Below are 25,152 nucleotides of genomic sequence, written 5' to 3'. Positions count from 1 at the left end.
CGCTCTTTCAGCAAGGCGGCTTCGAACCGAAGGCGGCGCGCGCAAGCTCGATGGCAGGTCTGTCGAGCAGCGCGGGCTGCCATTCGGCCTGGCGCACGATGCGCGAGGCGAGCTGGTCGTAGGATTGTGGTCCGTCGATATTCGCGCATTCATCAGCCGAGCGCGGCAGGTCCAGCGCTTCCTTTGTATCGCCGGCGCTGCGGACATAGTGGGTCGAGGCGAAATAGCCCGCTATGTATTTGCGGCAAAGAAGGGCGGGGCGCGGCGTCGGGCCTTGCGGGTTCAGCCGGTATTCGGCAAGCGCCTGGCAGGCCGTGACGAGATCGCGTCCGGTCGATATGCGGCTTCCGGCCTGGGCCGGGGACGCGACCAATGAGGTGGCAAGCGCGAAAAGAAGCGCGGCTATTGCGGTTGAACGCATGGCTTCGGCCTCCCCGCGCTTGTGTCGTCCAGCGTTTACTCGGCGGGCTTTTCGACGCCGAACCAGCGGTCCTTGAGCCGCGACACGCATTCGCCTTCCGAATATTGGCTGGTCATGGCGCGGGCGAGGCTCTCGGCGGCTTCCGGCGTTTCTCCGGGTTCGACGCCCATGGCCTTCGCCACCTTCGAATAGCTCTCTCGCGCGAGGTCCTTGGCCAGGATGCGGCAGGGGTCAAGCGTCCCGTAACGGACGAGCGGAGTTCCGATGGCTGCGATGAGTAGCACGATAATCAGACCAAGGATGATGCGCATCGGGACGTCTCCGCTCTGTCGTTCAATGGCTGCCTTTTCACTGGCGGCCTTTTTGTTCAGTAGCCACTTGGACCGTTGCTTCGGCCGCGGCCATATTCGCTGCCGGCGCTTGGGGATGCCGCCGTGCTGGTGCGGCAGGCATTGAAGCCCTTCTTCCATCCGGCGCGATAGGCCTTGCTCGTGCGCCACATGTCCGGATCCCGGATGACGGTCGAGGAATTGCCGGGAATATAGCCCGTGCCGGTGCCGCAGCCGGCGGAATAGCCCGTCGGGTAGTTCGGGTCATCCGACTGATCGTCGCCGAAAGTGCCACAGCCGGAGAGGGCGAGGCCAAGCACGAGGCCGAGCAGGGCGGTTTTTCGGATATTCCTTGTCATAATTCCATTCCGGCTCTTGTCATTTCGCGGCGAAGCATAGCGGAGCAGCTTCTGCCCGCAAGCCTGGGCGCTTATTAGCTTTATAGTTTACGACCTTTTAACAGGCATGATGCTCAGATGGGGCTTTGCGGGAGGGAAGTGCCTCCGGCGGCTGACAAGTGGCGACCATGGCTTCGATCGCAATACCGGGCAATATGAGTTTCGGCGCATCCGCGTCGTCAACCGCCCATGAGCGCGATTTGCTGCTGAGGCGGCTTGCGGATCTCGCCGTTCTGCCTCCAAGCCATATTACCACGCAGGAACGCGGCCTTGTCGACATGGTGATGGCGACGGCGGTTTCTCGCCTCGACGAAGGAGTGCGCAGGCGGCTTGCCGAACGCATCGCGCCGTTACCGGAAGGCCCGCGCGAATTGACCCTGACGCTTGCGCGCGATGCCTTCTCCGTCGCCGAACCCATTCTTGCGCAATCCGTGAGCCTCGGCGCCACCGATCTTGCCGATATCGTGCGTGACGCCGGACGCGATCATGCGCTTGCGATTGCGGGCAGGCGCTCGCTCCCGCCCGTTGTCGTCGATGCGCTGGTCGATCATGGCAATGCAGAGACCATCTGCCGGATGCTCGCGAACAAGGGTGCGCTGCTCTCCTCCCGTGCGGTGGAGACGCTGGCGCGGCGGAGTTCCAGCGAACCGGAATTCGTGCCGCTATTGCTCGCGCGGTCAGAACTCAATACGCGGCAGGCGCTTCTCATGTTCTGGTGGAGCCCTTCGCAGGTCAGAAGCGAGATCCTTGCGCGCTTCACCGTGGAGCGGCGCATGATGCATGTCGCGCTCGACGATGTGCTTGAAACCGGCATGGAGGCGGCGGACACCGACGAAGCGTTGCGCGTCGTCCTGTCGCTTGTGCGTCCGCCGAGATCGGCGTCAAAGTCGCATCTCGGGCAGCTGGCCAGTTTCGCCGGCAGCGGGCAGAGCGAGGAATTTGTCGGCGCACTGGCCGAAGCGGGCCGTATTCGGACCGAAACGGCGTTCCGCATCGTCAACGACACGGGTGGCGAACCGCTCGCGGTTTTCGCCAAGGCCGTTGGCTTCACGCGCGGCGAGTTCGGCGATCTCATGGTCCATGCCGCGAGCATTCGCGGCGGTGCCATTCCCTCGCGCGGTGACGTCGAGCGCATCGTCAAGGTTTTCGATGCGATCTCTATCGACCGCGCCGATCTCGTGCTTCATTCCTGGGACTGGTCGATTTCGGGCGATGCGCAGATCGTCCTGCCCACCGAGTAGCAGGGCGCCTATTCGGCTGCTGAAACCGCGATGCCTGCCTTCTCCGTCGCAGCGAGATCAAGCGTCGCTGCAGTTGCCGGAGGCTGGAAGATGGGTTTGCTGACGATGGTCTCGAGGGCGCGCTGCGCTTTCTCGGCCGTGGCGATGATGTCGCCTTCGGCCTGATCGACGAGATCGAGAACTTCCCGCGCACCTGCCAGAACGCCGTCGAGCCAGCCATCGGGATTGCTGCCCTGCGCCTTGAGCGCAACCGCGTCGGCAGCGAGTGTCGTCACCGTGCGGCGCACGGCGGCGGTGTTGAAATCCATCGAACCGTTCACCAGACCGACGAGCAGGCGAACCTGCGCCCGCACGCCGTCGATCAGCGCATTGCGTTCGCGCAGCCGCTTCTCGCCTTCGTCGGCAGGCGGCGCGAGATCGTCGAGCGAGACATCGAGAACGCGGGCGATCGCGGCCATGGTGCGGAAGGTGCCATCCTTCTTGCCGGTTTCGATTTCGGAAAGATAGGCGGGGCTCATGCCTGCGGCGCGGGCGAGTGCCACGGCTTTCAGTCCCCGAAACTCACGCCAGACGCGAACCGGATTTTCGCCATCCGCGATCCGGTGCGCGACTTTCGCGGGCGCGCCGCCGAGACGTTCGGTCAGCGCGGCGCGGGCTTGGGAAAGCTCGCTCGCGGCGTCGGTCACGCGCGTCAGCGTTTCATATTCGGCAACGGGAACGAGAACGTAGAGCGGTGCGCCGTCGGGCCCCATCACGCGCTGATGGGGCTTGTCGTCGGATTCGCTTCTGGATGTCTGATCGCTCACGAAATTCCGCTCCGCTCGTCGTCTGCCCCACCAGCCGAAGTCGGCTTCCGCGCGGGGTCATCGTCAGATATCCGATTCTCGGCATCCATGGTGCGGAATCCGCAGGCCGGGTGATGCCGAAGATCGAAACATAGGCCGCACGGAAAGTCCATCAAGCGCGCGGGGTGCGGGCGCGATCAGCTCCGCCAGCGGAGCGTCGTTGGCTTTACGGGATTTTCGAAGGGGCGGCCCTGCTCCCCCGCTTCCTGCCATTCGGTCTTCAGGCGGTGATACCACTTCGCCTGCACGTCCGAGTCGTTGATGAGCATGAGACGCGGATCGAAGCGCAGGCCTTCCTGCTGAAGGTCCACCATGGCGCGGTCCTGATCGAGGAAAGCGCGCATGAAGGGACGCAGAACGGGTTTCAGCATCGTGAGGAGCGGCATGGTCCAATAGAAGGATTGCGTAATCTCCGTCGTCTTTTCATCGACGGGAGTGACGCAGGTCAGGCCGGTGACGCGGTGGCGTCCGGCGGTGATGCGCTCGATGCGGATGCCGGGCAGGCGGAAGGAGATTTCCGTGCGCGGCGCGCCACCCAGAATTTTGTAGGCAAATGAATTGCTCGACGGCGCATGCTCGACCATCGCGAAGCCGAGTTCCGCCGGCGCGAAGGCCTTCGCCTTTTCATGGATCGACTTCTGCGTCCGCCAATACCAGCTGCGATGAACGAAGGGACCGTGGGCAGGATCCATCAGACCGATGACCGCATGATCGATATGACAGGAGAACGTCATCTTCTCGCGGATGTTGGGCCTCTGGTCGGCATCGAAGCCGGGCATCAGCGGCGGCTCGCCCGCAGGCGCGAGGTCGGCGCGTTTGTCGTCGGCGATATAGATCCAGATATTGCCCTGGACCTCGCGCACCGGATAGTGGCGAACGCGGATGCGCGAGACTTCGATATCCTGACCGGGGACGAGTGAGGGAATTTCGGCGCAATGGCCATCGGTGCCGAATTTCCAGCCGTGATAGGGGCATTCGACGGCGGTGTGTCCGCAGCCGCTCGACTTGGCGTCATAGAGCTTGCCGGCGGATAGGGGCACGCCGCGATGGGGGCAGATGTCGCGCAGCGCAAACGGCTCGCCCGCCTCGTCGCGCCCGATGAGGATCGGCTCGCCCAGCAGCACCTTGTGGATCATGGCGCCGGGGGCGAGCGTTTCGCCGGGGGCGCCGAAATACCAGATGTCTTTCAGGAACAAACCAATCTCCAGGTCATGCGCGTAAAGGTGCCCGCATAATGCGCGGGGGCGGGCCATTCGGCCAAGCGTTCATACGTCGCAGGGCGGGGCGGCGACAGCACCGACACATTTTTGTCGCATAGATCGAGGGCAATGGCGATGAGCCGTGTTGTCGACTGTGGACCGTCCCTGTATCCGCCAATTTCGTCTTGGGTTCACTTGCTGAATATTAGATCGTTTAAAACACTGTATTCATTGTGAATTCTGCTGGCATTGCGCTTTCAATACGAATTGATATAAATACGCCGTCGTTTTTTACCCTTGACTTGATGTCGGTTTGGTTGCGCAGCAGGGCGTGGGAATATCGGGGGCGATATGAGCGAAAAGGCGGGGTTGATCGGCATGACGGCGGAGATCGTTTCCGCCTATGTGGGCAATAACGAAGTGCTGGCCGAGGATATTTCGGGCCTAATTCATAAGGTCTATGCGGCATTGGCGCAGGCGGAAAGCGGAGCAGCTTCCGCGCAGGCGGAACGGCCGGAGCCGGCAGTGTCGGCGCGCAAGTCGATTACGCCGGACTATCTTGTCTGTCTCGAGGACGGCAAGAAGTTCAAGTCGCTGAAGCGGCATCTGCGGACGCATTACAATTTGAGCCCGGAAGAATATCGCGAGAAGTGGGGGCTGCCTCGCGACTATCCGATGGTGGCGCCGAACTATGCGCAGGCGCGCTCCAAGCTCGCGAAGAAGATGGGGCTCGGCCAGAAGGGCCGCCGCCGCACGGGTCGCCGCGCCGCAGTCAGATAACTGCGCTTCGAGCTTTTTCGTTTTCTGTGTGCTTCCCGATGCCGCCATGCGCCTTGCCAAGGCTCGCGGCGGGATTCATCATCGTTAACGTGATTCGCAGGCTGCCAATGGTCGCCTGCCATGCTGGGGGACACGTCCATTCTGACCGCCGCCGAACAGGCTATCCGCGCACAGCTCATTATTCCCGAGCAGCAGGAGCTTTTCGACTATTGGCGGTCGAAGCGCGGCGCATCTGGCTATCCGATGCGGGCGGATATTCAGCCCGGTGAGATCAAGGCGCTGCTGCCCTGCATCAGCCTTCTCGATATTCTCGATGGAGGCCCGGTCGGCGGCACGCCGAAGCTCCGCGTCCGGTTGGCGGGAACGCGCCTGCGCGATTATCTCGGTATCGAAATGACGGGGCGCTGCCTCGACGAGTTCGACCTCGGCGACCAGCGTCTTTATTGGGATGCGGCCTACCGCGAAGTTGCGGAAGGAGGGCGGCCTGCGCAGGGCGTGGTTCCGCTGACGCCGTGGCGGCAACCGCATATCTTCCAGTTCTGGCTGCGCCTGCCTCTCGTCGATGGCGAGGGCCGCATTGTCATGGTGCTGGGCCATGATGCCTTCCTGCAGTCGGAAAAGGCACATGCGCTGGCGAACCGGGCCAATCTCCGCATAGCCTGAATTGGGCATCGCTACCGGAGCCAGACCATGTTCGTCTTTGCTGAAACCCGCCGTCTGCCAACGTTTCTCGCCGGATTGGTCCTGCTGAGTGCGGCAGGTCTTTCCGCCGCCCATGCCGAGGGGGCGCGGATCGAGGAAGGCGACAAGACGATCTCAAAAGGGCAATCGGCCGAATTCAAGGTGATCGCGCCGCGCGACACATCCTCCGAACTCGCGGCCTGGTGTGAAGTGAACGCCGGAGGCGCGGCCAAACTCACCTTCGACGGCGAGCATTATATCCCGCTGTCCGAGCCCGCCGTGGGCGACGCGGTGACGTTGAAGTCCGGCGAGACGAAGCGTTTCGAGCTCAACGGCACGATCGAGAAGAACAAGGGCGACGCCTATATCGCCTTCGTCTTCACCGATGTTCCGCAGGCCATGTGCTTTCCGGGCATGGATTGTGGCGGCGCCGCAGGCGGCGCGGAGAGCGTGAAGGTCGTCTGCGGCAATCGCTGATTGCTGGCGGGCGATCGCCCAAATTTCTCAGAGATAGCGAATGAGCATGACGACCGGGGCGACCCATCCCGATCGTGGCAGCGAACGCGCCTGTGCGCCCGATTGCGGCGGCACCAGAAAATAATCTCCGTCTACTGAAGAAATGAAGCGGCCGAAACCGCTCTCTTCTCCGTCTACCTCGACGATGCAATCGCGGCCGAGTGCGCGCGCGGCATGTTCCGGCGACAGCCGATCGGCGATCACCACGTCGCCCGCGCAATAAAGACCGATATTGGCGCGAATGCGCAGCGCGACCGGATTTCGTGCTGGAGATTCAAGCGTCAGCGTTTCATCGCCCGCAGGCAGGACGCTTTCAAAATGCCCGTCGCGGCCGATCTGACCGATGCAGGGAATGGAGGCGGCGCGCGGCGGCGTGGAGATCAGGTCCGCGACCTGCACATCCAGCGCGTCGGCGAATTTCGCCAGCCAGTCCATCGAAACGGTCATGTCGGAAGTTTCGAGCCGGGAGACGGTTGCAGCCGTCGTCCCGATGCGATGAGCCAATTCCGACTGCGTCATGCCTCTCAATCTTCGGAAGTGGCGGATTCTTGTTTGGGTCACTCCGTCCTCCTGTCGTTTCGAAATGCGTCGAAAAATTACGCAAACTTATCCCCGCTCTATACTGAATCCGTAATTTTACCATGTGAGTATACGAGGGGTTCTCGTAATGTTCCGTTAACTTTGCGTCAACTGCCCAGGAGGGGACGACATGCAATTTGTGAGTGTGGGTCATACAAGCAGGTTCAATCTGGTGAGAAAGGCGGTTCTCCCGGATTTTGGGGGGCATCTGGCCCGACGACCGCTGGCCATCAAGGCGCGCATGAGCAGGGATGTCGCCTGGGCGGCGCAGGTGGCGTTGACACAGGAGATCATCGCGCAGGCCTTCAACATACCGGTGGGCGAGCTTCGGGCGGCCACTCGCCGCAAGGCCCGGGTGGCGCTGGCGCGGCAGATCGCGATGTATCTCGTCCATGTCGCCTTCGGGCTCAATCTCTCGGAAGTCGGACTTCACTTCGGCAGGGACCGGACGACGGCAGCCCATGCCTGCCGGCAGATGGAGGATCGCCGCGACGATCAGGATTTTGACATGCTTCTAGATCGGCTCGAACGAGCGGTTCGCGCCATGCCGGTAACGGAGCGCATGCAATGATGGCCGCGGCGCAAGAACCTCGGGCGTTGGTTGCGGAGCGGGAAATCGAGCGCGAGGTTCGGCGGCTCTTTCCCCGGTTGAGCGAAGGCGAGGCCTATGTCGCGCCGATGCCGGATGGAGGTTATGGCCTTTTCGTCGCACGTAATCGCTGGCACGCGCCCATCGCGCGGATCGAGGCGCCTGCCTGGCGGGCAATCGAGCGGCGCGATTTCGTAGAGCTTGCCAGTGAGGCGCGTTGGCGGCCGAGCTCCGCGGGGTTGGCCTATTGGCGGCGCCTTGGCGCTGGCGCCGATCCGTTCCGCGCCCAGCACCAGCTTTCCACGGTGAAGCAGGTCGGCGATGTCGCAGTCGATTTCAACGAGGGCGAGTCTCCGCTCGGGTGGCTCAGGCGGCGAAAGGGGGCGGATGGGCAACCGCTCGTTTCGTCAACCCAGTTCGAGGCGGGAGAACGGTTGCGCCGCGATTTCACGCTGTCGTCCATGACGCCACGGCTTACCACCGACTGGTCGGCGGCGATGACGGCGGATAGCGGCGGACGCAGGCCCCGCGATCCATCCGATGTGACCGACCGGGCGCTCGCTGCTCGCGAGCGGCTGGCCCGGGCGCTCAGGGCCGTCGGGCCGAAGCTTTCCGACCTGGCGCTGGCGGTTTGCTGCCATTTGCAGGGACTTGAAGCGGCGGAACAGGATTTTGGCTGGCCACGACGGTCGGCCAAGGTCGTGCTGCAGATCGCGCTCGATCGCCTCGCCATGCATTACGGGCTGGACGAAGAAAATGGGCGTCAGCCGTGAGCGGCGGCGGAAACGGCGCGGGCGTCGCGCTGGATGCGACCAACCATGGAATAAAGGCCATTCGACCGCTGCGGGCTCAGATGCTCGTTGAGGCCGAGTTTCGCCATTATTTCCTTCGCATCGATGGCGAGGATCTCGGCGGGCGTCTTGCCGGAATAGATGCGGAGCAGGATGGCGATCAGTCCACGGACGATATGGGCATCGCTGTCGCCGCGGAATACGAGATGCGGGCCATCCGCTTCGGCGTGAGGTTCGGTGACGAGCCAGACCTGGCTCACGCAGCCTTGCACCTTGTTTTCGGGCGAGTGCTCCTCCGCGCTCAGGGGAGCGAGTTCGCGACCGAGCTCGATGACATAGCGATAGCGCTCTTCCCAATCGTCGAGGAAGGAAAAGTCTGCGATCAGGTCTTCAATGCTCATGCCGCTTTGCCATTTCGGGCCGTTGTCCAGCCGGAGCCGGGAGGGCCGCGTCGTCCATTTCTGCTCAGGACATAGCGACGATGGCGCGGATGCACAAGCTTTGCGACCAAAGGGGCCGCTTGCTGGGAACGCCGCCCGGCGGGTAGGCAAACCAACCGGGCAGCGTTCGGCCGGCCAGAGGCTTAGGACAAAGCTTCCGGCCGGCGGTCCTCAAGCACCCGCAAGGTGCGCCGGGGGAACGGGCCGCGGCGTGGGCGGAAGGTTGACCGCGTCGGCAGGGCTTTGGGCGGGCTGTTCCTGCTGCTCATGGGCCTTTTCGGTCAACCAGAGAAAGAGCTTGCTGCCGTAATAGGCGGTCTGATGCGCGACATGAGCGACGACGGCATGGCTGCGTTCGCAGACATCGGCGTTACGGCTGCAAAAGCCCATCATGTCCTGCGCCGAGCGGGCGGCGAGCGTCAGCATTTCGCCGGCGTCGATGTCAGGCTTTGCCTCGGGCGCGGGCCCGCCTTCGACATAAGTAGCGGCGCTGAGGCCATCCGTTCCGGGCTCGCGCGCCGAGCTTTCGTAACCTGCGGCAGGCAGCAGGAAGGCGAGGACCGTCAGCCAGAAGGCGGCTCTGAGAATGAACGACATGGGCAATTCCTTTCGCGTCTCGACTGCGAAATTAGCCCCGATCTACTGCGCGCCAGTTAAGTCGATACGTAAAATGCAATAATAAATGGCTTCAAATCGACGTTGAGTTACTGATGGTTGAAATGAAGATTATTTTGTTTCTTGTTATTTAGTCTAATTCGACACCAATTCGATTCAAAATCGAGGCAGAGTTGTTTCAATTTTTATCGATGGCGGAATGTCGCCGTTTTTGGTGCCGGACATGAAAAAAGGCCCCGTGGATATTCCACGAGGCCTTTGCTTTGAAGTGTTCCGGCGGATCAGCGCGCCGAGGCCGGCAGGGAAGACGCCCAGCAGGCGCGCACATCTTCGACGCCATGGGTGCCGGTGCACCAGGCCTCTTCCGAGGGGAAGTGGGCTGCAGCGATACACTGGTTGAGATTGAGACGCGCCCAGTTGAGGCAGGTCGCCGTTTCGTCGCGTGTGGCGGCGTTCACCACAGGGGCGGAGAGAACCTGACGCGCGCCGAGTGCGAGGATCTTCGACATCACCGTCGGCGTACCGGCCTGGGCTTCGCCGATAGGCGAGAAGGACCGGGCAAGCGAAGCGAGGCGCGTTGACATGGACGGCGCGGCGGTGGATTGGGCCGGCGCTTCTGCATACTGGGCGGGAGAGAGCGGCTCCATCATGCCCCATTTCTCGCGCTGGAACTGGTGGGCCACGTCCATGAGGCGCTTGTGCAGGCTCGCCATGCGCTGGTTCTCGGCGCTGACGGAAGCGACAACATCTGCCTCTGCGGCGCCGGCGCCGGCGATGCCCCGCACATAATCGGGGTTGTCGAGTGCGGCGAGAACCCTGGCCTCGCCGTTGCGGCTCACTTCGTCATGCACCCCTTGAGCGAAGATCTTGTTCTGCGCCGCGGTCATCGCGCGTACCGCGTACCAGCCGGCAGCCATGTCATCGGGCTGGGCGAAACGCAGACCCTTCAGTATGCGGCGCACTTCCTTGGGCGAGTTGAGTTTGCTCTTTTCCGCAAGCGCGATTGCATCGTCATATTTCAGATAGACGCCCGCGAGCTGGCGGATCGGCACGCTGAAGCTGAAGGTGCTGAGGCCCGCGGTCGGTGAAGTGGATGCAACCTTGAACTCGCGATGGCGCGGCGAGGGCAGGGGAATGGGGATGCCGGCGCTCGCGACATTTTCCGCCGCAGGGCTTGCAGCTGCATATGCTGGCGCAGCGGCGGCGGCCTTTACGGGCGCGGCCTTGTTGCTTTCATTCTCGGCCGAACCACCCTGAATGATCGTGCAGCCCGCGATCAACAAACCCAGAAGGATCGAACTCGCGCCAATCGTCACGCCACGCTTCAACCGCATGAACGCAACCCGGTTCTTCAAACCCAACATGCAAGTCCCCTTTGAAAGCGAGTCCGTTAGTTTTGCTTTTCGGCGTCTACCTGCCTGACGCACCGTCGGGGCAAGCTTTTCGACTGTCCGGTTTCGGTGCGGCGCCCGACGTGTTAACGGATTGGTAGGGATTCTAATGCGCGTCGCCTGCTTCGGCAAAGCGGAAAGATCGCTAAAGTCCGGCTACTTGTCGCCGAAGTGCAATGCATCGCAGATCCAGGGATGGAATATGGAAAGTGCGCCGCGACTAAAGGCGGAAATCTGGGTGAAAGCGCTGATCCGTCGCTGCGAGGTCGCGGGCGCGCAGGCCATGGTCGTGCGCCGAGGTGACGCGCATTCGGGCGTCGTGCTCGTCAAAGTGAACAGACTCGACCGCTCCGCTTCGGTTTATTCACCCGCGCGCGCGGGCGATGGCTCGCTGATCTGGATGGCAGGCACGGGGCCTGAGCCCGTGCCCGAACCAGAGGCTGATGCCTATATCGAAAGGCAGCGCAAATTCGATCCGGACATCTGGGTCGTGGAAATCGAGGATCGCGCGGGGCGGCACTTCCTTCAGGAGCCGGTGGCCTGAAACTCAGGGCCGCATGAACATGAAGTCCTCGTCCGGGTCGAGATGCTCGGCGGCTTCGAGGAGTTCGGCGCGGATGTCTTCCGGGCTTCGCGTTTCGCGCCAGACGCGGAGCACGCCTTCAAAGAAGATGCGGGCGACGGCGTCGGTGGAAAGCTGCTTTTCGCGTGCTTCGGCGATGGCGGCCTCGAAATGCGGGGAGGCGATGTCGCGGGCTGTGGTCATGGGTTTTGTCTTCTCATAAGTGAATGTCGAATGAGGGGAGAATGCCCGGGGACGGCGCCGGAGGCCAGCCTGTCAAGATGTCGCGCATCGGGGCCCTCAGGCGGGTGACATATCGGGTCCCTTCGAGTAGGTTCCGGCCCGCAGAGCGGCATGACGCTTCAAGCGGAACTGGAGACCATCTTGAGCACGATCGCGGACGAGGTCCAGAAGCGGCGGACCTTTGCCATCATCTCCCATCCTGACGCCGGCAAGACGACGCTGACGGAAAACCTGCTCCTTATGGGCGGCGCGATCCATCTCGCCGGTCAGGTGAAGGCGCGCGGCGACTCGCGCCGCGCCCGGTCGGACTGGATGAAGATCGAGCAGGAGCGCGGTATCTCGGTTTCCTCGGCGGTCATGACCTTCGCCTACGAAGGCATCACCTGCAATCTGCTCGACACGCCGGGCCATGAAGACTTCTCGGAAGACACCTACCGCACGCTGACAGCGGCGGACTCGGCCATCATGGTCATCGACGCGGCGAAGGGCATCGAAGCGCAGACGCTGAAGCTCTTCGAAGTCTGCCGCCTGCGCGACGTGCCGATCATCACCTTCATCAACAAGATCGACCGCGAAGGCGTCAGCCCCTTCGAGTTGATGGATGAAATCGCGACCAAGCTCGCGCTCGATACCGCGCCGATGATGTGGTCGGCGGGCATGGGCGGCTTGCTCAAGGGCATCTTCGATCCCGAGCGCGACCGTTTCATTCCCTATGACCGCATGAGCGAGGGCAAGGAAGCGACGAGCCTCTCGGGAAGCGAGATCGCCAAATATATGAGCGCGGACGAGCTCGCTGCCTTCCGCGAGGAAATGGAACTCGCGCGCGAAGGCTCGCCCGCCTTCGATCTTGACGCCTATCGCGCCGGCCATCTCACGCCCGTCTATTTCGGCAGCGCGCTCAGGAAGCTCGGCGTGCGCGAGCTTCTGAACGCCGTCGTGCAATTTGCGCCGACGCCGCGTCCGCAGCCCTCGTCTGTGCGGCTCGTGCAGCCGACCGAGCCCAAGGTCGCGGGCTTCGTTTTCAAGGTGCAGGCCAACATGGACGCCAACCATCGCGACCGCATCGCCTTCATGCGGCTCTGCTCGGGCAAGTTCAAGCGCGGCATGCGGCTCAAGGTTTCCGGTTCCGGCAAGACCATCGGCATTCACAATCCGACGCTCTTCTTCGCGCAGGATCGCGAACTCGTGGATGAAGCCTATGCGGGCGACATCATCGGCATTCCGAACCATGGCACGATCCGCGTCGGCGACACGCTGACAGAGTCGGAAGACCTGACCTTTACCGGCATTCCGAACTTCGCGCCGGAAATCCTGCAGCGCGTACGCCTTGACGACCCGATGAAAGCCAAGCACATGCGCCGCGCGCTCGAAAGCCTCGCGGAAGAGGGCGTGACACAGGTCTTCAAGCCACAGCTCGGCGCGAACTGGATCGTCGGCGTCGTCGGTCGCCTCCAGCTCGAAGTTCTGGCCGCCCGCATCGAGACTGAATACGAGATCAAGGTGAGCTTCGAAGCCTCGCCCTTCGAGACAGCCCGCTGGGTCACGGCGGAAGACCCGGCGGAACTCAGGCGTTTCGTCGATGCGCATCGTGGCAACATGGCCGACGACCGCGACGGCGCGCCGGTGTTCCTTGCAAAGAGCAATTGGGAACTTGGCTACACGGCGGAGAAATGGCCACATGTCCGCTTCTCCGCCACGCGCGAACGCGCGCCGGTGGCCGCCTAGCTTCAGCCCTTCGCGCTTGCGACGGCCTTGTCGACGGCGACCCTCAGCGTCTCAGCGATGCGGTCGAGTTCGCCATCTTCAACGGTGAAGGCCGGGCCCACGCAGACGATGTCGCGGATCTCGCCCGTGCCGCCGCTATAGAAGAAGACGCCTTCCTTCAGGCCGGCGGCGACGACGCGCCCCGTCATGCCGGTTTCGACGGGGAAGCGTTCCAGCGTCTCGCGATCTTTTACGATCTCGATGGCGCGCAGCAGGCCGCGCCCGCGAATTTCGGCGACGTTCGGATGCTGGCCGAGTGCTGCTTCGAGGCGCGCACCGAGAGCGTCGCCCTTGGTCGCCGAACGCGCGACGAGATCCTCGCGCTCCATGATTTCGAGCACCTTGTCGGCAGCGGCGCAGGCGCCTGGATGTGCGCCATAGGTGTAGAACATCAGCGCTTCGCCCTTCGCGGCGAGCGGCGCGACGACGGCATCGGTCGCGAAGACGCCGACGATGGGCGCATAGCCGCCCGCAAGGCCCTTGCCTGCGAACATGATGTCGGGCTCAAGGCCGTAATGCTCGGCGGCGAAGCGCTTGCCGGTGCGGCCATAGCCGACCATGACTTCGTCGGAAACGATCAGGATGCCATGGCGGCGGCAGATTTCCTGCACCATCGGCCAGTAGCGTGGGCCGGGCTCGATGGCGCCGCCGGAGGAACCGTTGAGCGGCTCGCCGACAAAGGCAGCGATGGTTTCCGGGCCTTCGCGCAGGATCGTTTCTTCGAGCGCTTTGGCCGCGGCAATGTCGAAGTCTGGATGATTGCGGCCAAGCGGCGAGCGCAGCGCATAGGGCGTCGGCACATGGAGCACATGCGGCATCACGCTTTCGAAGCCCGCCTTGCGCGCGACATGGCCGCCGACGGCAAGCGTCAGCGCGGTGGTGCCATGATAGGAAATCTCGCGGCCGATGATCTTGACGCGCCTCGTCTCGCCCTTGGCCTGAAAATGCTGAATGGCGAGTTTGATGGCTGCGTCGCCCGCTTCTGACCCGCCGCTCGCCAGCCAGACGCGGGTCAGGTGCGGCGGCAGCCAGGCGCGGCGCAGACGCTCGACCAGGCGCAGGCGCTCTGGCGTCGAGAAGGGCGGCACCGCGTAGGACATGGAGACCATGGCCGCCGCGCAGGCGTCCGCCACTTCCTTCCGCCCATGACCCACATTCGAAACGATGGCACCGCCCGAGGCGTCCAGAATCGATCCGCCATTGCGGAGATAGAGCGTGCGACCCTCCGCATGGGAGAGGTCGATGGAGACGCGGGCGGGAACGAAGGGCCAGGGAGAGTCGTGCATGGCGAATCCTGAGTCGGAGGGCAAAAGGCTGCGCATTATGCCTTAGCGCGTGTTGCGCTTCCATGTCGCCTCATGTCGGGAGTAGAGTGCGCTCATCCCGGAGGTCGATCTTGAAAGTCGTCGTCATTGGTGCCGGTATCGTCGGCGTCACCACAGCTTATGAATTCGCCGAACGCGGCCATCAGGTGATCCTCATCGACAAGCGCGAGGGGGCGGGCCTCGAGACGAGCTACGCCAATGGCGGTCAGCTCGGCGCGGGCGAAGTCGCGCCATGGGCTGGGCCGGAAGTGCCCTGGCTCGCGCTCAAATGGATGGGCCGCGCGGATGGGCCGTTCAGACTGAGGCTGAAGGCAGATCCCGAACAATGGATATGGCTGCTGCGCTTTCTCATGCGCTGCCGCGCCTCGGCGCGGGAGGAGCGCGTGTTGCCGAACCTCGGCCTGGCGCTGCTGACGCAATCCCGCATGGATGAGATTGCGGCGAAGCTCACGAGCGAAGGTGCGCCACTTGCCTTCGACGAGCGGCGCGACGGCATCATGCAGATTTTCCATTACGAGCGCTCGCTGAAGGAGGCGGCGCATGGCGCGGAGACGATGCGCCGGGCAGGGCTGGAACAGCGTGTTCTGACGGCGGCGGAATGCGTGGAGGTGGAGCCGGCGCTCGCTTCCTCCGTGCAGCGCGGCGAGATTGTCGGCGGGCTTTACTGCGCGAGCGACAGAAGCGGCGACGCGCATGTTTTCACGCGCGAGCTGGCGGCACGCGCGGAACGCCTCGGCGTACGTTTCGTCACCGGCGCGGAGGTCGAGCGCTTCGAAACACAAGGCGACAGGATCACAGGTGTCAGAACCAATGGCTGGCTTTTCGGTGGCGACGCCGTCGTGCTCGCGGCGGGCATTGGCTCGGCGAAGCTTGCGCGGCAGCTTGGTCTGCGCATTCCGGTCTATCCGCTGAAGGGCTATTCGGTGACGGTGCCCGCAGGCGAAGGCGTTGCGCCGAAAGTCAGTCTCACCGACGAGGCGCGCAAGATCGTGGTGAGCCGGTTTGGGGATCGCATGCGCGTGGCGGGTACGGCGGAAGTGTCCGGCTATGACACCACGCTCGAAATGCCGCGCGCGAAATCGGTGCTTGATGGATTGCTCAGTCTTTTGCCGCAGCTTTCGGCGGGGGCCGGCGAGGCCCAGTTCTGGACCGGCCTGCGCCCGATGAGCTCGGATGGAAGCCCATTAATTGGGCAGGCAGGGCGATACCGGAACCTCTACCTCAATACCGGGCACGGGTCGCTAGGTTGGACGCTGGGGGCTGGAAGTGCTGCGGCGCTCGCCGATGCGGTCTGCGGCGAGACGCCCAGACTTGACCTAACTCCTTTCAATATAAAGAGATTTTCATTTATTTGAGCTTGCTTGAGCCAGTGTGCGACAGTTTTTTGTGCGGTGCACAATAAATGCTTGACGGCGGAGTGTGGGCAATTTAATTATTGTGCAACGCACAAATTCGGCGTGGATTTGTGCAGATGCCTCCCAAAGGCGGCATTTATGCAATGAGGAGAATGGACGATGACGGAAACGACCGCGGCTCCCAAAGCCAAGAAGACCACAAAGTCGAAGCCCACGGCCGCGTCGGCGAAAGCCGCTCCGAAGGCTGCTGCAGCCAAGAAGAAGACCCCGATCGAAGTCGCGTCGGGCATCATTACTGAACTCACCCGCACCAATTTCGAAGAATCTGTCGAGGCGGCGAAGGCCGTGATGAAGTCGGGCGACATCAAGGCCGCCATCGAACTTCAGAACGAGTTTCTCCGCACCGCCTTCAAGCGCAACATCGACGCCGCCCGCGAGATCAACGAGATCACCGTGTCGGCCATGCGCGAAGCCGTTGCCCCCTATGCCGAGAAGTTCAACGACGCGATCGAGAAGCTTCGCGCCGCGTAATTCGCGCGATCTGATCGTCTTCCTTTAGTAGTCCTGTTGCGTAAGGCCCGACGCTCGAAAGAGCGCCGGGCTTAGTTTTTTGGCCGGTTGCTTTACCGGCGGCTAACCGATGATGCCTAGAGTTTCAGTCCTCAGGCGGACGGGGACGGTATGGACGGATTCAGACGATCGGCGAAGTGGAAGGGTTCGGGCCTCATGGCGCTGATGGCGCTGATGCTGACGGCCTGCGCCCAGCAAGCCGATTTCGGCCGCGACGCGCCGACGGCCTTTGATCGTCTCGAGGAAAAGACACTCACCTATCTGGGCGAGGGGGGTGAGGTTTCGCTACCGCTCACATCCGCCGAACGAGACCTCCGCGCCATGTCGTCGGATTTCTCGACGGGAGGCCTCGCGCCAGGCAAGGGCGCTGTGACCGCCATGACCGAGTGGATCGAGTCTCAGGTCACGACACCTCCGCCAGCGAGTCTCGCCTATTATGAGGCTTTGGCCGACAGGCATCGTGCGAGCCCGGTTTCCCTCGTCAATGCGCTGGGCGACGACATCGCGGTCGACAACGCGCGGATGGATATGATCGAGCCGGTCTGCGACGACGTGATTGCCGCCGATCATTCGCGGGCGGATGAACTTCTCGGTTCAGAGCGCACGCGCGCCGTCATTGATTATGAAGGGCCCGAGACATTCGCCAAGGCGCAGGCCCGTATCGGCGAGAATGGTGTCCTGATCGACAAAACCGTGACCGCGCTCGCGTCGCGGCTTGTCGGCTATCGCGTCGCGCTGGCCCATGCGCGGCTCGATGCGCCGGTCGAGGATCGGCTCAGCATGGTAGAGCAGGCATTGTCGGAGATGGAGTCGCGTGTCGAGACAATGGCCGCAGGCGCCTTGCGCCATGCGGCCATTGTCGATGCGTTGAAGGCTGGAACCGCCAGGAGCTAGCCGGCTTTCCGCGCCTGCGCGGCAAGACGCTGGCGCAAGGACATCACCGGTTCCGCCCCGTCTGTCGACGGCTGGTAGGGATGGGTGAAAGTGCCGATCGATTCCGCGAAGATTTCCGGCGTGATCTCATCGCGCACTTCGAGCGCGTCGAAGCCGCAGCGCACCAGGAAATAGAACTGATCGCGCAGCACGGCGCCGACCGCGCGCACTTCGCCCTTGTAGTCGTAACGCTCGCGCAGAAGACGCGCATAGGAAAAGGCGCGGCCATTGCGATAGACGGGGAACTCCAGCGCGACGAGGGCGAGGCGATCGAGGTGCTCGGCGATGAGGGACGGCTCTTCGCCGCTCTTCAGCCGCACCCCAATAGGTGTACCGCGCGAGAGCAGCAGGTTCTGCTCCTTCTGCCAGCGCTGCAGGCTGACGATGACGGCGCCTTCCGGCAGCGCCTCGTCATCAGCCACATGCTTCCATTCGTCCGGAACGAATTTGCCATTCTTAATGAGCTGCATAGAGCTTCTCCTTGAAGGGCTGGACGCCGACGCGGCGATAGGTGTCGAGAAAGATTTCGCCGTCCTTGCGGATATCGAGATAGGTTTTGACGATGGTGTCGACCGCATCGACGATTTCGGCTTCGGTGAAGGCCGGGCCGACGATGTCGCCAACGGCGGCGGTTTCGTCCGCCGCGCCGCCAAGTGTCACCTGGTAATATTCGACGCCCTTCTTGTCGACGCCGAGAATGCCGATATGGCCGACATGGTGGTGGCCGCATGCATTGATGCAGCCTGACGTGTTGATGTGCAGGCGGCCGATCTCATGCTGGAGCTTCAGGTCGGCAAAGCGCTCGGAAATGCGCTCCGCGACCGAGATCGAACGCGCATTGGCGAGGTTGCAATAATCGAGGCCGGGGCAGGCGATCTGATCGGTGATGAGGCCGACATTGGCGGTCGCCAGATCGGCGGCTTTGAGCGCCTGCCACACCGCATGGAGATCCCGCTTGCGCACATGGGCGAGGCAGAGATTCTGCTCATGCGCGACGCGGATTTCCGAGAAGGCATATTTCTCGGCGATGTCGGCGACGGCATCCATCTGGTCGGAGGTCGCATCCCCCGGCGGCTTGCCAATGGGCTTCAGCGACACATTGACGATGGCGTAGCCCGGCACGCGGTGCGGCTGGACATTCGACTTCACCCAATTGGCAAAGTCGGGTTCGCGAGCGATCGCGGCGTCGAGTTCCGGCGTCGCGTCGGAAAGCGGCTCGAAGGCGGGCGGGGCAAAATAGGCCCTGATGCGCTCGACTTCCTCATCGGGAAGCTGCAGTGCGCCGCGCGTCTTCACGGCTGCGAACTCTTCCTCGACGAGCTTCTTCATCTCGTCGGCGCCGATCTCATGCACGAGGATCTTGATGCGCGCCTTGTAGGCGTTGTCGCGGCGGCCCTGCATGTTGTAGACGCGCAGCGTCGCTTCGAGATAGGCGAGCAAATCCTCGCGGCGAATGAAATCGCCGATCTTCTTGCCGATGATGGGCGTGCGGCCGAGGCCGCCGCCGACCCAGACTTCATAGCCGATTTCGCCAGCGGCGTTTTTCAGGATCTGAATGCCGATGTCATGCACCTTGATCGCGGCGCGGTCGTTCTTCGTTGCGCAGACGGCGATCTTGAACTTGCGCGGCAGGAACGAGAATTCCGGGTGGAAGGTCGACCACTGGCGGATGATCTCGCTGATGATGCGCGGATCCTCGACTTCGTCGGTAGCCGCGCCCGCATAGTGATCGGAGGTCACATTGCGGATGCAATTGCCCGAAGTCTGGATGCAATGCATCTCGACCGAGGCGAGCTCGTCGAGAAGGGCGGGGATGTCCTTCAACGCGGGCCAGTTCAACTGAAGGTTCTGGCGCGTCGTGAAGTGGCCATAGCCCTTGTCATACTTGCGCGCGATGTCGGCGAGCTTGTGGAGCTGGCGCGCGGAAAGCGTGCCATAAGGCACTGCGATGCGGAGCATATAGGCGTGGAGCTGAAGGTAGACGCCGTTCATCAGACGTAGCGGTTTGAATTCGTCTTCCGACAATTCGCCCGAAAGACGGCGCGCGACCTGACCGCGAAACTGCTCGACGCGCTCCGTCACCAGACGGTGGTCGAATTCATCGTACCGATACATGTATTCTTCCTTGCGCTCTTACTCGTGAACGCCTTCGAGTTCCGCCTGCTTGCCAAGGTCGCGGCGCACCGTGGGGCCGGCCTGGCGGATGGTTTCGCGCACGCTCGATGCGCGGATGCCCTTGTCGGTCATTTCGACTTCGAAGAGATAGACGTCGATCACCAGATTGCCGGGCTCGAAGAAATGCTGGCCCCGGGCGAGGAGCGCCTCTCCGGCTTCCTTGCCCTCGGCGACTTCGGCGTGCTGCAGCGATTCAGACCAGCCGTTTTTGGCGGTCAGATAGACGACGACGCCGTCCGCGAGGCGATTGGCGGTTACGGCCTGAAACTGGGCGCCTTTGCGCGTGTGCTGGGCCAAAGGGGCCTCCCTGATGACTGAGAACGCCTTCGCGGCGTAGCGGCGCTGGACTTTTCAAGACCATGCCGAGTTGCCGGTAACATGGGATTTTTTACAATGCGCGTCAACCTTTGTGTAAATAATAATAATCCACACATGGAAAATGTTTTAATGATGGCGCGGGGCTGCGAGCGATTCTATCGCTCGCGCTTGATTGCGCTTTCATGCCAACGCTTTAGCAGGGTGTGTTCAACCCAGGCGAGGCCGAAAAAGATCGTGATGCCGAGCAGGGAAAGCAGCAGAAGGGCGGCAAACATCTTCGGAATATCGAGCCGGTTGCCCGCCTCCACGATGCGCCAGGCAAGGCCGGTCGAGGTGCCCGAGCCGGCGGCAAATTCGGCGACCACGGTTCCGATGAGGGCGAGGCCGCCGGAGATCTTCATGCCCGCGAGCATGTAGGGCGTGGCGGAGGGGAGCTGCAATTCAGTCAGAATCTGCCAGCGCGTCGCACCATAAAGGCGAAAGAGGTCGCGCAGATTGTGGTCCGCGGAGAGAAGGCCGAGGGTTGTGTTTGAGAGGATCGGGAAAAAGGCGACGATCCAGGCGAGGATCAGCAGGGCGAGCTGCGTGTGGTCGAAGCCGACCCAGATCAGGATCAGCGGCGCGATGGCGATGACCGGCGTGACCTGGAGGATGACGGCATAGGGGAAGAGCGCCATTTCAATGGCGCGGCTTTGGGAAAAGAGCACCGCGAGACCGACGCCGCCAACACAGGCCAGGAAGAAGGCCGCGATGGTGATGCGCAGCGTGATCCAGAGCGAGCCCATGAGAGAGCCGAAATTATCGACGAGGCTCTCGGTGATGCGGCTCGGCGCGGGAAGCAGGAACTCGCGGATGCCGAAATAGCGCACCGAGCCTTCCCATATGAGCAGGAACGCGATGCCAACGGCGATCGGCACGAGGATGCGGAGGAGGCGGGAGCTTTCGTTCATGGATTTGCTCCCTCTCTCAGGGCCGCCGAGACCTTCGCGCATTGGCCGATGAAATCCGCCGACTCGCGGAAGTCGTGGTGGCGCGGGAAAGGCCCTTCGATGGCGATGTCCTGAAGGATGCGGCCCGGCCGCGCGCCCATGACGAGGACGCGCTCGGAGAGATAGACGCTTTCATAAACACTGTGGGTGACGAAGATGACAGTCCATTTTTGGCTCGCCCAGAGGTCGAGGAGATCGTCGTCGAGTTTCTCGCGCGTGAATTCATCAAGCGCGGCGAAGGGCTCGTCCATCAGCAGCACCGGCGGTTCGGTGACGAGGGCGCGGGCAATGGAGACGCGCATCTTCATGCCGCCGGAAAGTTCACGCGGGAAGCTCTGCGCGAAATCGGAAAGGCCAACGCGGGCGAGCGCGTCCCTCAGACGCGGCTCGGCATCTTTCCGCGTGATGCCCTTGAGCTTCAGCGGCAGATAGACATTGTCGATGACGCGCGCCCAGGGCATGAGCGTCGCATCCTGAAAGACAAAGCCAATGTCCTTTGGCCGCTCGTTTCCCGTTGCGGGCCAGGAGATGCTGCCGCTGCTCGGCTCGATCAGCCCCGCGATCATGCGCAACAACGTGGACTTGCCGCAGCCCGAAGGGCCGACCAGAGAGAGGAATGAGCCGCGCTCGATCCTCGCATCGACGCCGGTCAGCGCGAGCGTGCCGCTGCCATAGGTCTTGGCAACGCCGGAAAGTTCGATGAGAGGCGCAGCGCTCACTTGCCGGTCAGCTCTTTCTTCATGTCATTGCCGACGCCCTTGTTCACGAAGGCGAGCGTATAGGCCTTGTGGACATCGAGGTCTTTGGCGAAGACGCCTGCCGCCGACATGCTGTCATAGAAGTCCGTCCAGCGCGCATCTGTCATTGCGCCGATGCCGAGCTTTTCGGTGTCGCCGGAGTCGACGATGCCGTGTTCCTTGATCGTCGCGATGGCATGAGCGAGGAGATCGTCCGTCATCTCGGCATTATCTTTCTTGATCAGCGCATTGGCCGGCGAGGGGTCGCCATAGAGATAATCGACCCAACCCCTGATCGAGGCATCGACGAATTTCTGCACGATCTCCGGATGCTCCGCGATCAGCTTTTCATTCGCCATGATGAAGGCCGCGTAGCCCGGATAGCCGTAATCGGAGAGCAGGAAGACCTGCGGCTTGAACTTGCCTTCCTTCTCGATCGTGTAGGGCTCGGAGGAGAGGTAACCCTCCTGGATCGCCTTGTCGTCGGTCAGGAAGGGCGCAAGGTTGAATGTGTATTTGCGGATCTGATCGTCGGTGAAGCCGTACTTCGCCTTGAGCCACGGCCAGAAGGAAGAGACCGTCGCGTCGGCGACCATGATGGGCTTGCCTTTCATGTCGGCGATGGACTTCACATCGTCGCGCGGATGGGCGATGAGGACCTGTGGGTCCTTCTGGAAGATCGCCGCGACGGCCTTCGAGCCTGCATTGGCGGCGACGACGTTCAGGGGAATGAAGCTGTTCGAGCCGATGCCGAATTGCACGGTGTCGGTGGCGAGCAACTGCGGCACGTTCACGCCGGGGCCGCCCTGCTGGATCACGACGTCGAGGCCCGCATCCTTGTAATAGCCCTTGGCGAGCGCCTGATAGAAGCCGCCATGCTCGGCTTCCGCCTTCCAGTCCGTGGCGAAGACGATATGCGTTGGCGCGCCGACCTTGGCGCCGGGCTTCAGCGCGAAGACGCCGACAAGGGCCAGAATGGCGACGGCTATGGCGCCGATGAGCAGAATGCGATTCATGAAGGAGCCTCCCCCGAGGACACGGCTGTTCCAATGGGGGCGGATGGTATCAGCGCCGCGAGGCGACGGCTACCGCCTGCCGCGCCGATTTCAGCCGCCCGACAGCGCCTCGCGCTTCAGCTCCAGTTCGAGCCAGGTTTCCTCAGCCTGCGCCAGTTCGGCGCGGAGCGCGTCATGGCGCGTGGTCTTGGAGGCGAAGGCTTTCGGGTCGCGGGAATAGAGATCGGGGTCGGCGAGTTCGGCTTCGAGCTTCGCAATCTCGGCCTGAAGTTTCGGCATTTTGGAGCCGAGTTCTTCGAGGAGCCGGTTTTCCTTGTAGCTGAGCTTGGTCGCGACGCGCGGAGCGGCGGGAGCGGATTCGGCTGAGTTCGCGGATTTTGCCGTCTGCTTCGCGGAAGCCTGTTCGCGCTGGCGGTTCAGCCAGTCGGAATAGCCGCCGGGATATTCCTCTACCTCGCCGGTGCCATCCACGACGATCACCGAGGCGACGACGCGATCGAGGAAGTCGCGGTCATGGCTGACGAGGAGCACGGTGCCTTCGTAGTCGGTGAGCATCTCCTGCAGGAGATCGAGAGTCTCCATGTCGAGATCGTTGGTCGGCTCGTCGAGAACGAGCAGGTTCGAGGGCCTGGCGAGGGCGCGGGCGAGCAGCAGGCGGCATTGCTCGCCGCCCGACAAGGCCTTCACCGGCTGGCGGGCCTGACTTTCGCGGAAGAGAAAATCCTTCAGATAAGATACGACATGGCGCGGCTGGCCGCGCACCATGACCTGATCGCCGCCGCCTTCGCAGAGCGTCTGCCAGAGCGTCGCTTCCGGATCGAGACTGCCACGGGACTGATCGACGATGATCGGCGTCAGGTTCGTACCCAGACGAATCTTGCCGCTGTCGGGCGGGAGCGTGCCCATCAGCATTTTCAGAAGCGTGGTCTTGCCTGCGCCATTGGGACCGATGACGCCGATCTTGTCGCCGCGCACGATGCGGGTCGAAAAATCGCGAACGATAACGCGGTCGCCGAAGCTCTTGGAAATGTGATCGGCTTCAATGACGAGCGTGCCGGAGGATTGGCCTGTTTCGACCGCGAGCGCGGCCTTGCCCGCGCGCGCGATGCTTTGCGCGCGCTCCTGACGCAGCGAGTAGAGACGGCGGAGGCGGCCCTGATTACGCTTGCGCCGCGCACTGATGCCTTCGCGCGACCATTGCGTTTCCTGCAGGATCAGCCGGTCCAGCTTGTGAGCGACGACCTCTTCCTCGGCGAGGATCTGTTCCGACCATTCCTCGAACTGCGCGAAGCCCTTGTCGAGGCGGCGGATGGTGCCGCGATCGACCCAGAGGCAGTTGGTGGCAAGCCGCTTCAGGAAGGCGCGGTCATGGCTGATGAGGATATAGGCGCCGCGGAACTGCGAGAGGCGTTCCTCCAGCCACTCGATGGAGGGGAGGTCGAGATGGTTCGTCGGTTCGTCGAGCAGGAGAATATCCGGCTCGTCGGCAAGCACCCGGGCAAGCGCCGCCTTGCGGCCTTCGCCGCCGGAAAGCGTCGCGGTCGGCTTCGAGGGGTCGAGGCCCAGTTCGTGGAGAACGGCCTCGGCCTCATGGGGCTCGGCGCCGCCAGCGGTCGCATAATCGAGGACGGTGACCGCGCCGCCGAAATCGGGCATCTGGGCGAGATAGGCAACCCTTGTGCCGGGCTGGAGGAATCGCTCGCCTGCGTCTGGCTCGACGAGGCCCGCCGCTACTTTCAGAAGCGTCGACTTGCCTGCGCCATTGCGTCCGACGAGGCAGAGCCGGTCGCCGGGGCCGATGGCAAAGCCAGCGCCGTCGATCAGGACCTGATCGGCAAAGGCAATGCGGATATCGCGAAGGGCGAGAAGGGGCGGGGCCAAGGTTCAATGTCCGGTGATATGTGGGCACCGGCTATATGGCGCATCGGAGCGGGCGAGGCAATGTCTGGCTTGGGGGAGCCGATCAGGCCACGACGGGAACTGGCTGCAGCTTCGTGCCCCGGCCGATGAAAAGCACCATGACCGAAGCGATGATGCAGAGGCACCCCGCGAGCGTGAAGGCCAGAAAATAGTCGCCCAGATCGACGCGGATGAGGCCCGCGATCCATGCGGCGGAGGCCGCCCCGCGCTGATGAGCGGCGCTGATCCAGCCGAAATAGATGCCGACATTTTCTTCGCCGAAGCTCCTGGTCGCGAGCTTCACCGTGGGGGGGGGGCACGGTGGCGATCCAGTCGAGGCCGTAAAAGACCGCGAAAAGGGAAAGGTCATAGAAAGTGAAGTCGAAGGAACAGGGCAGATAAAGAAGTGAAAGACCCCTGAGTCCGTAATGCCAGCAGAGGAGCTTTCGCG

The 25,152-nt window shown here is 62.8% G+C and carries 30 protein-coding genes; 11 read left to right on the top strand and 19 right to left on the bottom strand.

The genetic code is table 11. The features are described from left to right. Nucleotides 1-7 precede the first annotated feature (7 nt). From F2P47_RS04355 to F2P47_RS04345, 3 genes are read right to left on the bottom strand one after another with little or no spacing between them, the layout of a single operon-like run. Nucleotides 8-421 (bottom strand): Rap1a family protein, encoded by a 414-nt coding sequence (locus F2P47_RS04355; protein ID WP_152214944.1) that lies wholly within the window; start codon nt 419-421, stop codon nt 8-10. A gap of 35 nt (nt 422-456) precedes the next feature. Next, nucleotides 457-732, bottom strand: coding sequence for a hypothetical protein (locus tag F2P47_RS04350; RefSeq protein ID WP_152214943.1), 276 nt, complete (start codon nt 730-732; stop codon nt 457-459). A 56-nt stretch (nt 733-788) separates the two neighbouring features. Further along, entirely contained in the window at nt 789-1,109 is a 321-nt protein-coding gene (locus F2P47_RS04345; protein ID WP_152214942.1) for a hypothetical protein, read from the bottom strand. 167 nt (nt 1,110-1,276) lie between these two features. Between F2P47_RS04345 and F2P47_RS04340 the strand changes: the two genes are divergently transcribed. Then, entirely contained in the window at nt 1,277-2,389 is a 1,113-nt protein-coding gene (locus tag F2P47_RS04340) for a DUF2336 domain-containing protein (RefSeq protein ID WP_152214941.1), read from the top strand. 8 nt (nt 2,390-2,397) lie between these two features. On the opposite strand, the gene F2P47_RS04335 is transcribed toward F2P47_RS04340, so the two are convergent. Together F2P47_RS04335 and F2P47_RS04330 are read right to left on the bottom strand one after the other, a co-directional pair. After that, complete coding sequence (locus F2P47_RS04335; RefSeq protein ID WP_246176735.1) at nt 2,398-3,195, bottom strand: helix-turn-helix domain-containing protein; 798 nt, start codon at nt 3,193-3,195, stop codon at nt 2,398-2,400. A 176-nt stretch (nt 3,196-3,371) separates the two neighbouring features. Then, entirely contained in the window at nt 3,372-4,430 is a 1,059-nt protein-coding gene (locus F2P47_RS04330; RefSeq protein ID WP_204886509.1) for an aromatic ring-hydroxylating oxygenase subunit alpha, read from the bottom strand. Between the two features lie 354 nt (nt 4,431-4,784). Between F2P47_RS04330 and F2P47_RS04325 the strand changes: the two genes are divergently transcribed. The 3 genes from F2P47_RS04325 (at nt 4,785) to F2P47_RS04315 (ending at nt 6,371) form a co-directional block, all read left to right on the top strand. Continuing rightward, a complete protein-coding gene (locus F2P47_RS04325; protein WP_152214939.1) occupies nt 4,785-5,213 on the top strand; it encodes a Ros/MucR family transcriptional regulator in 429 nt (142 codons plus the stop codon). A 120-nt stretch (nt 5,214-5,333) separates the two neighbouring features. Beyond that, nucleotides 5,334-5,876 carry a PAS domain-containing protein gene (locus tag F2P47_RS04320; RefSeq protein ID WP_152214938.1) on the top strand — a complete coding sequence of 181 codons (543 nt, stop codon included), beginning with the start codon at nt 5,334-5,336 and terminating at the stop codon, nt 5,874-5,876. A 27-nt stretch (nt 5,877-5,903) separates the two neighbouring features. Beyond that, the gene (locus F2P47_RS04315; protein ID WP_152214937.1) at nt 5,904-6,371 is read left to right on the top strand and encodes a hypothetical protein; all 468 of its coding nucleotides are present in this window, start codon (nt 5,904-5,906) and stop codon (nt 6,369-6,371) included. Between the two features lie 27 nt (nt 6,372-6,398). Here the strand turns inward: F2P47_RS04315 and F2P47_RS04310 are convergent, their stop codons facing one another. Next, complete coding sequence (locus F2P47_RS04310; RefSeq protein ID WP_152214936.1) at nt 6,399-6,971, bottom strand: helix-turn-helix domain-containing protein; 573 nt, start codon at nt 6,969-6,971, stop codon at nt 6,399-6,401. 259 nt (nt 6,972-7,230) lie between these two features. Between F2P47_RS04310 and F2P47_RS04305 the strand changes: the two genes are divergently transcribed. Together F2P47_RS04305 and F2P47_RS04300 are read left to right on the top strand one after the other, a co-directional pair. Beyond that, complete coding sequence (locus tag F2P47_RS04305; protein ID WP_152214935.1) at nt 7,231-7,560, top strand: helix-turn-helix domain-containing protein; 330 nt, start codon at nt 7,231-7,233, stop codon at nt 7,558-7,560. After that, entirely contained in the window at nt 7,557-8,351 is a 795-nt protein-coding gene (locus F2P47_RS04300; protein WP_152214934.1) for a DUF6456 domain-containing protein, read from the top strand. Before F2P47_RS04305 ends, F2P47_RS04300 begins: the two co-directional genes overlap by 4 nt. On the opposite strand, the gene F2P47_RS04295 is transcribed toward F2P47_RS04300, so the two are convergent. The 3 genes from F2P47_RS04295 to F2P47_RS04285 form a co-directional block, all read right to left on the bottom strand. Beyond that, nucleotides 8,342-8,770 carry a SufE family protein gene (locus F2P47_RS04295; RefSeq protein ID WP_152214933.1) on the bottom strand — a complete coding sequence of 143 codons (429 nt, stop codon included), beginning with the start codon at nt 8,768-8,770 and terminating at the stop codon, nt 8,342-8,344. The two genes, F2P47_RS04300 and F2P47_RS04295, sit on opposite strands and share 10 nt — an antisense overlap. 210 nt (nt 8,771-8,980) lie before the next feature. Beyond that, nucleotides 8,981-9,406 carry a DUF5330 domain-containing protein gene (locus tag F2P47_RS04290; RefSeq protein WP_152214932.1) on the bottom strand — a complete coding sequence of 142 codons (426 nt, stop codon included), beginning with the start codon at nt 9,404-9,406 and terminating at the stop codon, nt 8,981-8,983. A gap of 299 nt (nt 9,407-9,705) precedes the next feature. Next, nucleotides 9,706-10,788 carry a hypothetical protein gene (locus tag F2P47_RS04285; protein WP_152214931.1) on the bottom strand — a complete coding sequence of 361 codons (1,083 nt, stop codon included), beginning with the start codon at nt 10,786-10,788 and terminating at the stop codon, nt 9,706-9,708. Between the two features lie 229 nt (nt 10,789-11,017). Between F2P47_RS04285 and F2P47_RS04280 the strand changes: the two genes are divergently transcribed. Beyond that, nucleotides 11,018-11,359 carry a DUF1491 family protein gene (locus tag F2P47_RS04280; protein WP_152214930.1) on the top strand — a complete coding sequence of 114 codons (342 nt, stop codon included), beginning with the start codon at nt 11,018-11,020 and terminating at the stop codon, nt 11,357-11,359. Nucleotides 11,360-11,362: 3 nt separating this feature from the next. Here the strand turns inward: F2P47_RS04280 and F2P47_RS04275 are convergent, their stop codons facing one another. Next, nucleotides 11,363-11,581 carry a hypothetical protein gene (locus tag F2P47_RS04275; RefSeq protein ID WP_152214929.1) on the bottom strand — a complete coding sequence of 73 codons (219 nt, stop codon included), beginning with the start codon at nt 11,579-11,581 and terminating at the stop codon, nt 11,363-11,365. 150 nt (nt 11,582-11,731) lie between these two features. Between F2P47_RS04275 and F2P47_RS04270 the strand changes: the two genes are divergently transcribed. Next, a complete protein-coding gene (locus tag F2P47_RS04270) occupies nt 11,732-13,345 on the top strand; it encodes a peptide chain release factor 3 (protein ID WP_152214928.1) in 1,614 nt (537 codons plus the stop codon). A gap of 2 nt (nt 13,346-13,347) precedes the next feature. Here the strand turns inward: F2P47_RS04270 and F2P47_RS04265 are convergent, their stop codons facing one another. Further along, nucleotides 13,348-14,670, bottom strand: a complete 1,323-nt coding sequence (locus F2P47_RS04265) for an aminotransferase family protein (protein WP_185680941.1) — start codon at nt 14,668-14,670, stop codon at nt 13,348-13,350. A 110-nt stretch (nt 14,671-14,780) separates the two neighbouring features. Between F2P47_RS04265 and F2P47_RS04260 the strand changes: the two genes are divergently transcribed. From F2P47_RS04260 to F2P47_RS04250, 3 genes are all read left to right on the top strand, one after another. Then, complete coding sequence (locus F2P47_RS04260) at nt 14,781-16,064, top strand: D-amino acid dehydrogenase (RefSeq protein WP_185680940.1); 1,284 nt, start codon at nt 14,781-14,783, stop codon at nt 16,062-16,064. 159 nt (nt 16,065-16,223) lie between these two features. Next, nucleotides 16,224-16,595 (top strand): phasin family protein, encoded by a 372-nt coding sequence (gene phaP / locus F2P47_RS04255; RefSeq protein ID WP_152214925.1) that lies wholly within the window; start codon nt 16,224-16,226, stop codon nt 16,593-16,595. Between the two features lie 150 nt (nt 16,596-16,745). Beyond that, entirely contained in the window at nt 16,746-17,528 is a 783-nt protein-coding gene (locus F2P47_RS04250; protein ID WP_152214924.1) for a hypothetical protein, read from the top strand. Here the strand turns inward: F2P47_RS04250 and F2P47_RS04245 are convergent. The 8 genes from F2P47_RS04245 to F2P47_RS18090 form a co-directional block, all read right to left on the bottom strand. After that, the gene (locus F2P47_RS04245; protein ID WP_152214923.1) at nt 17,525-18,037 is read right to left on the bottom strand and encodes a DUF934 domain-containing protein; all 513 of its coding nucleotides are present in this window, start codon (nt 18,035-18,037) and stop codon (nt 17,525-17,527) included. The genes F2P47_RS04250 and F2P47_RS04245 overlap by 4 nt on opposite strands. Next, a complete protein-coding gene (locus F2P47_RS04240) occupies nt 18,024-19,682 on the bottom strand; it encodes a nitrite/sulfite reductase (protein ID WP_152214922.1) in 1,659 nt (552 codons plus the stop codon). The genes F2P47_RS04245 and F2P47_RS04240 overlap by 14 nt, the downstream gene beginning before the upstream one ends. 18 nt (nt 19,683-19,700) lie before the next feature. Next, nucleotides 19,701-20,039: a DUF2849 domain-containing protein gene (locus tag F2P47_RS04235; protein WP_152214921.1), complete on the bottom strand. Its 339-nt coding sequence runs from the start codon at nt 20,037-20,039 to the stop codon at nt 19,701-19,703. A gap of 176 nt (nt 20,040-20,215) precedes the next feature. Further along, nucleotides 20,216-21,010, bottom strand: coding sequence for an ABC transporter permease (locus F2P47_RS04230; RefSeq protein WP_152214920.1), 795 nt, complete (start codon nt 21,008-21,010; stop codon nt 20,216-20,218). After that, a complete protein-coding gene (locus tag F2P47_RS04225; protein WP_152214919.1) occupies nt 21,007-21,768 on the bottom strand; it encodes an ABC transporter ATP-binding protein in 762 nt (253 codons plus the stop codon). Before F2P47_RS04225 ends, F2P47_RS04230 begins: the two co-directional genes overlap by 4 nt. Further along, nucleotides 21,765-22,802: an ABC transporter substrate-binding protein gene (locus F2P47_RS04220; RefSeq protein WP_152214918.1), complete on the bottom strand. Its 1,038-nt coding sequence runs from the start codon at nt 22,800-22,802 to the stop codon at nt 21,765-21,767. The genes F2P47_RS04225 and F2P47_RS04220 overlap by 4 nt, the downstream gene beginning before the upstream one ends. A gap of 90 nt (nt 22,803-22,892) precedes the next feature. Next, nucleotides 22,893-24,683: an ABC-F family ATP-binding cassette domain-containing protein gene (locus F2P47_RS04215; RefSeq protein WP_152214917.1), complete on the bottom strand. Its 1,791-nt coding sequence runs from the start codon at nt 24,681-24,683 to the stop codon at nt 22,893-22,895. Nucleotides 24,684-24,765: 82 nt separating this feature from the next. Next, entirely contained in the window at nt 24,766-25,005 is a 240-nt protein-coding gene (locus F2P47_RS18090) for a hypothetical protein (RefSeq protein ID WP_152214916.1), read from the bottom strand. Nucleotides 25,006-25,152 lie beyond the last annotated feature (147 nt).

Source organism: Parvibaculum sedimenti, from assembly GCF_009184905.1.
GTDB lineage: Bacteria > Pseudomonadota > Alphaproteobacteria > Parvibaculales > Parvibaculaceae > Parvibaculum > Parvibaculum sedimenti.
The sequence above is the reverse complement of the archived record's forward strand: the minus strand, read 5'-3'. Positions and strand labels throughout refer to the sequence as shown.

What these genes read in the sequence shown, in the direction of transcription:
- F2P47_RS04355 (WP_152214944.1), bottom strand. Translation starts at nt 421, where the DNA reads ATGCGTTCAACCGCAATAGCCGCGCTTCTTTTCGCGCTTGCCACCTCA.
- F2P47_RS04350 (WP_152214943.1), bottom strand. Translation starts at nt 732, where the DNA reads ATGCGCATCATCCTTGGTCTGATTATCGTGCTACTCATCGCAGCCATC.
- F2P47_RS04345 (WP_152214942.1), bottom strand. Translation starts at nt 1,109, where the DNA reads ATGACAAGGAATATCCGAAAAACCGCCCTGCTCGGCCTCGTGCTTGGC.
- F2P47_RS04340 (WP_152214941.1), top strand. Translation starts at nt 1,277, where the DNA reads ATGGCTTCGATCGCAATACCGGGCAATATGAGTTTCGGCGCATCCGCG.
- F2P47_RS04325 (WP_152214939.1), top strand. Translation starts at nt 4,785, where the DNA reads ATGAGCGAAAAGGCGGGGTTGATCGGCATGACGGCGGAGATCGTTTCC.
- F2P47_RS04320 (WP_152214938.1), top strand. Translation starts at nt 5,334, where the DNA reads ATGCTGGGGGACACGTCCATTCTGACCGCCGCCGAACAGGCTATCCGC.
- F2P47_RS04315 (WP_152214937.1), top strand. Translation starts at nt 5,904, where the DNA reads ATGTTCGTCTTTGCTGAAACCCGCCGTCTGCCAACGTTTCTCGCCGGA.
- F2P47_RS04305 (WP_152214935.1), top strand. Translation starts at nt 7,231, where the DNA reads ATGAGCAGGGATGTCGCCTGGGCGGCGCAGGTGGCGTTGACACAGGAG.
- F2P47_RS04300 (WP_152214934.1), top strand. Translation starts at nt 7,557, where the DNA reads ATGATGGCCGCGGCGCAAGAACCTCGGGCGTTGGTTGCGGAGCGGGAA.
- F2P47_RS04295 (WP_152214933.1), bottom strand. Translation starts at nt 8,770, where the DNA reads ATGAGCATTGAAGACCTGATCGCAGACTTTTCCTTCCTCGACGATTGG.
- F2P47_RS04290 (WP_152214932.1), bottom strand. Translation starts at nt 9,406, where the DNA reads ATGTCGTTCATTCTCAGAGCCGCCTTCTGGCTGACGGTCCTCGCCTTC.
- F2P47_RS04285 (WP_152214931.1), bottom strand. Translation starts at nt 10,788, where the DNA reads ATGTTGGGTTTGAAGAACCGGGTTGCGTTCATGCGGTTGAAGCGTGGC.
- F2P47_RS04280 (WP_152214930.1), top strand. Translation starts at nt 11,018, where the DNA reads ATGGAAAGTGCGCCGCGACTAAAGGCGGAAATCTGGGTGAAAGCGCTG.
- F2P47_RS04275 (WP_152214929.1), bottom strand. Translation starts at nt 11,581, where the DNA reads ATGACCACAGCCCGCGACATCGCCTCCCCGCATTTCGAGGCCGCCATC.
- F2P47_RS04270 (WP_152214928.1), top strand. Translation starts at nt 11,732, where the DNA reads ATGACGCTTCAAGCGGAACTGGAGACCATCTTGAGCACGATCGCGGAC.
- F2P47_RS04265 (WP_185680941.1), bottom strand. Translation starts at nt 14,670, where the DNA reads ATGCACGACTCTCCCTGGCCCTTCGTTCCCGCCCGCGTCTCCATCGAC.
- phaP (WP_152214925.1), top strand. Translation starts at nt 16,224, where the DNA reads ATGACGGAAACGACCGCGGCTCCCAAAGCCAAGAAGACCACAAAGTCG.
- F2P47_RS04250 (WP_152214924.1), top strand. Translation starts at nt 16,746, where the DNA reads ATGGACGGATTCAGACGATCGGCGAAGTGGAAGGGTTCGGGCCTCATG.
- F2P47_RS04245 (WP_152214923.1), bottom strand. Translation starts at nt 18,037, where the DNA reads ATGCAGCTCATTAAGAATGGCAAATTCGTTCCGGACGAATGGAAGCAT.
- F2P47_RS04240 (WP_152214922.1), bottom strand. Translation starts at nt 19,682, where the DNA reads ATGTATCGGTACGATGAATTCGACCACCGTCTGGTGACGGAGCGCGTC.
- F2P47_RS04230 (WP_152214920.1), bottom strand. Translation starts at nt 21,010, where the DNA reads ATGAACGAAAGCTCCCGCCTCCTCCGCATCCTCGTGCCGATCGCCGTT.
- F2P47_RS04220 (WP_152214918.1), bottom strand. Translation starts at nt 22,802, where the DNA reads ATGAATCGCATTCTGCTCATCGGCGCCATAGCCGTCGCCATTCTGGCC.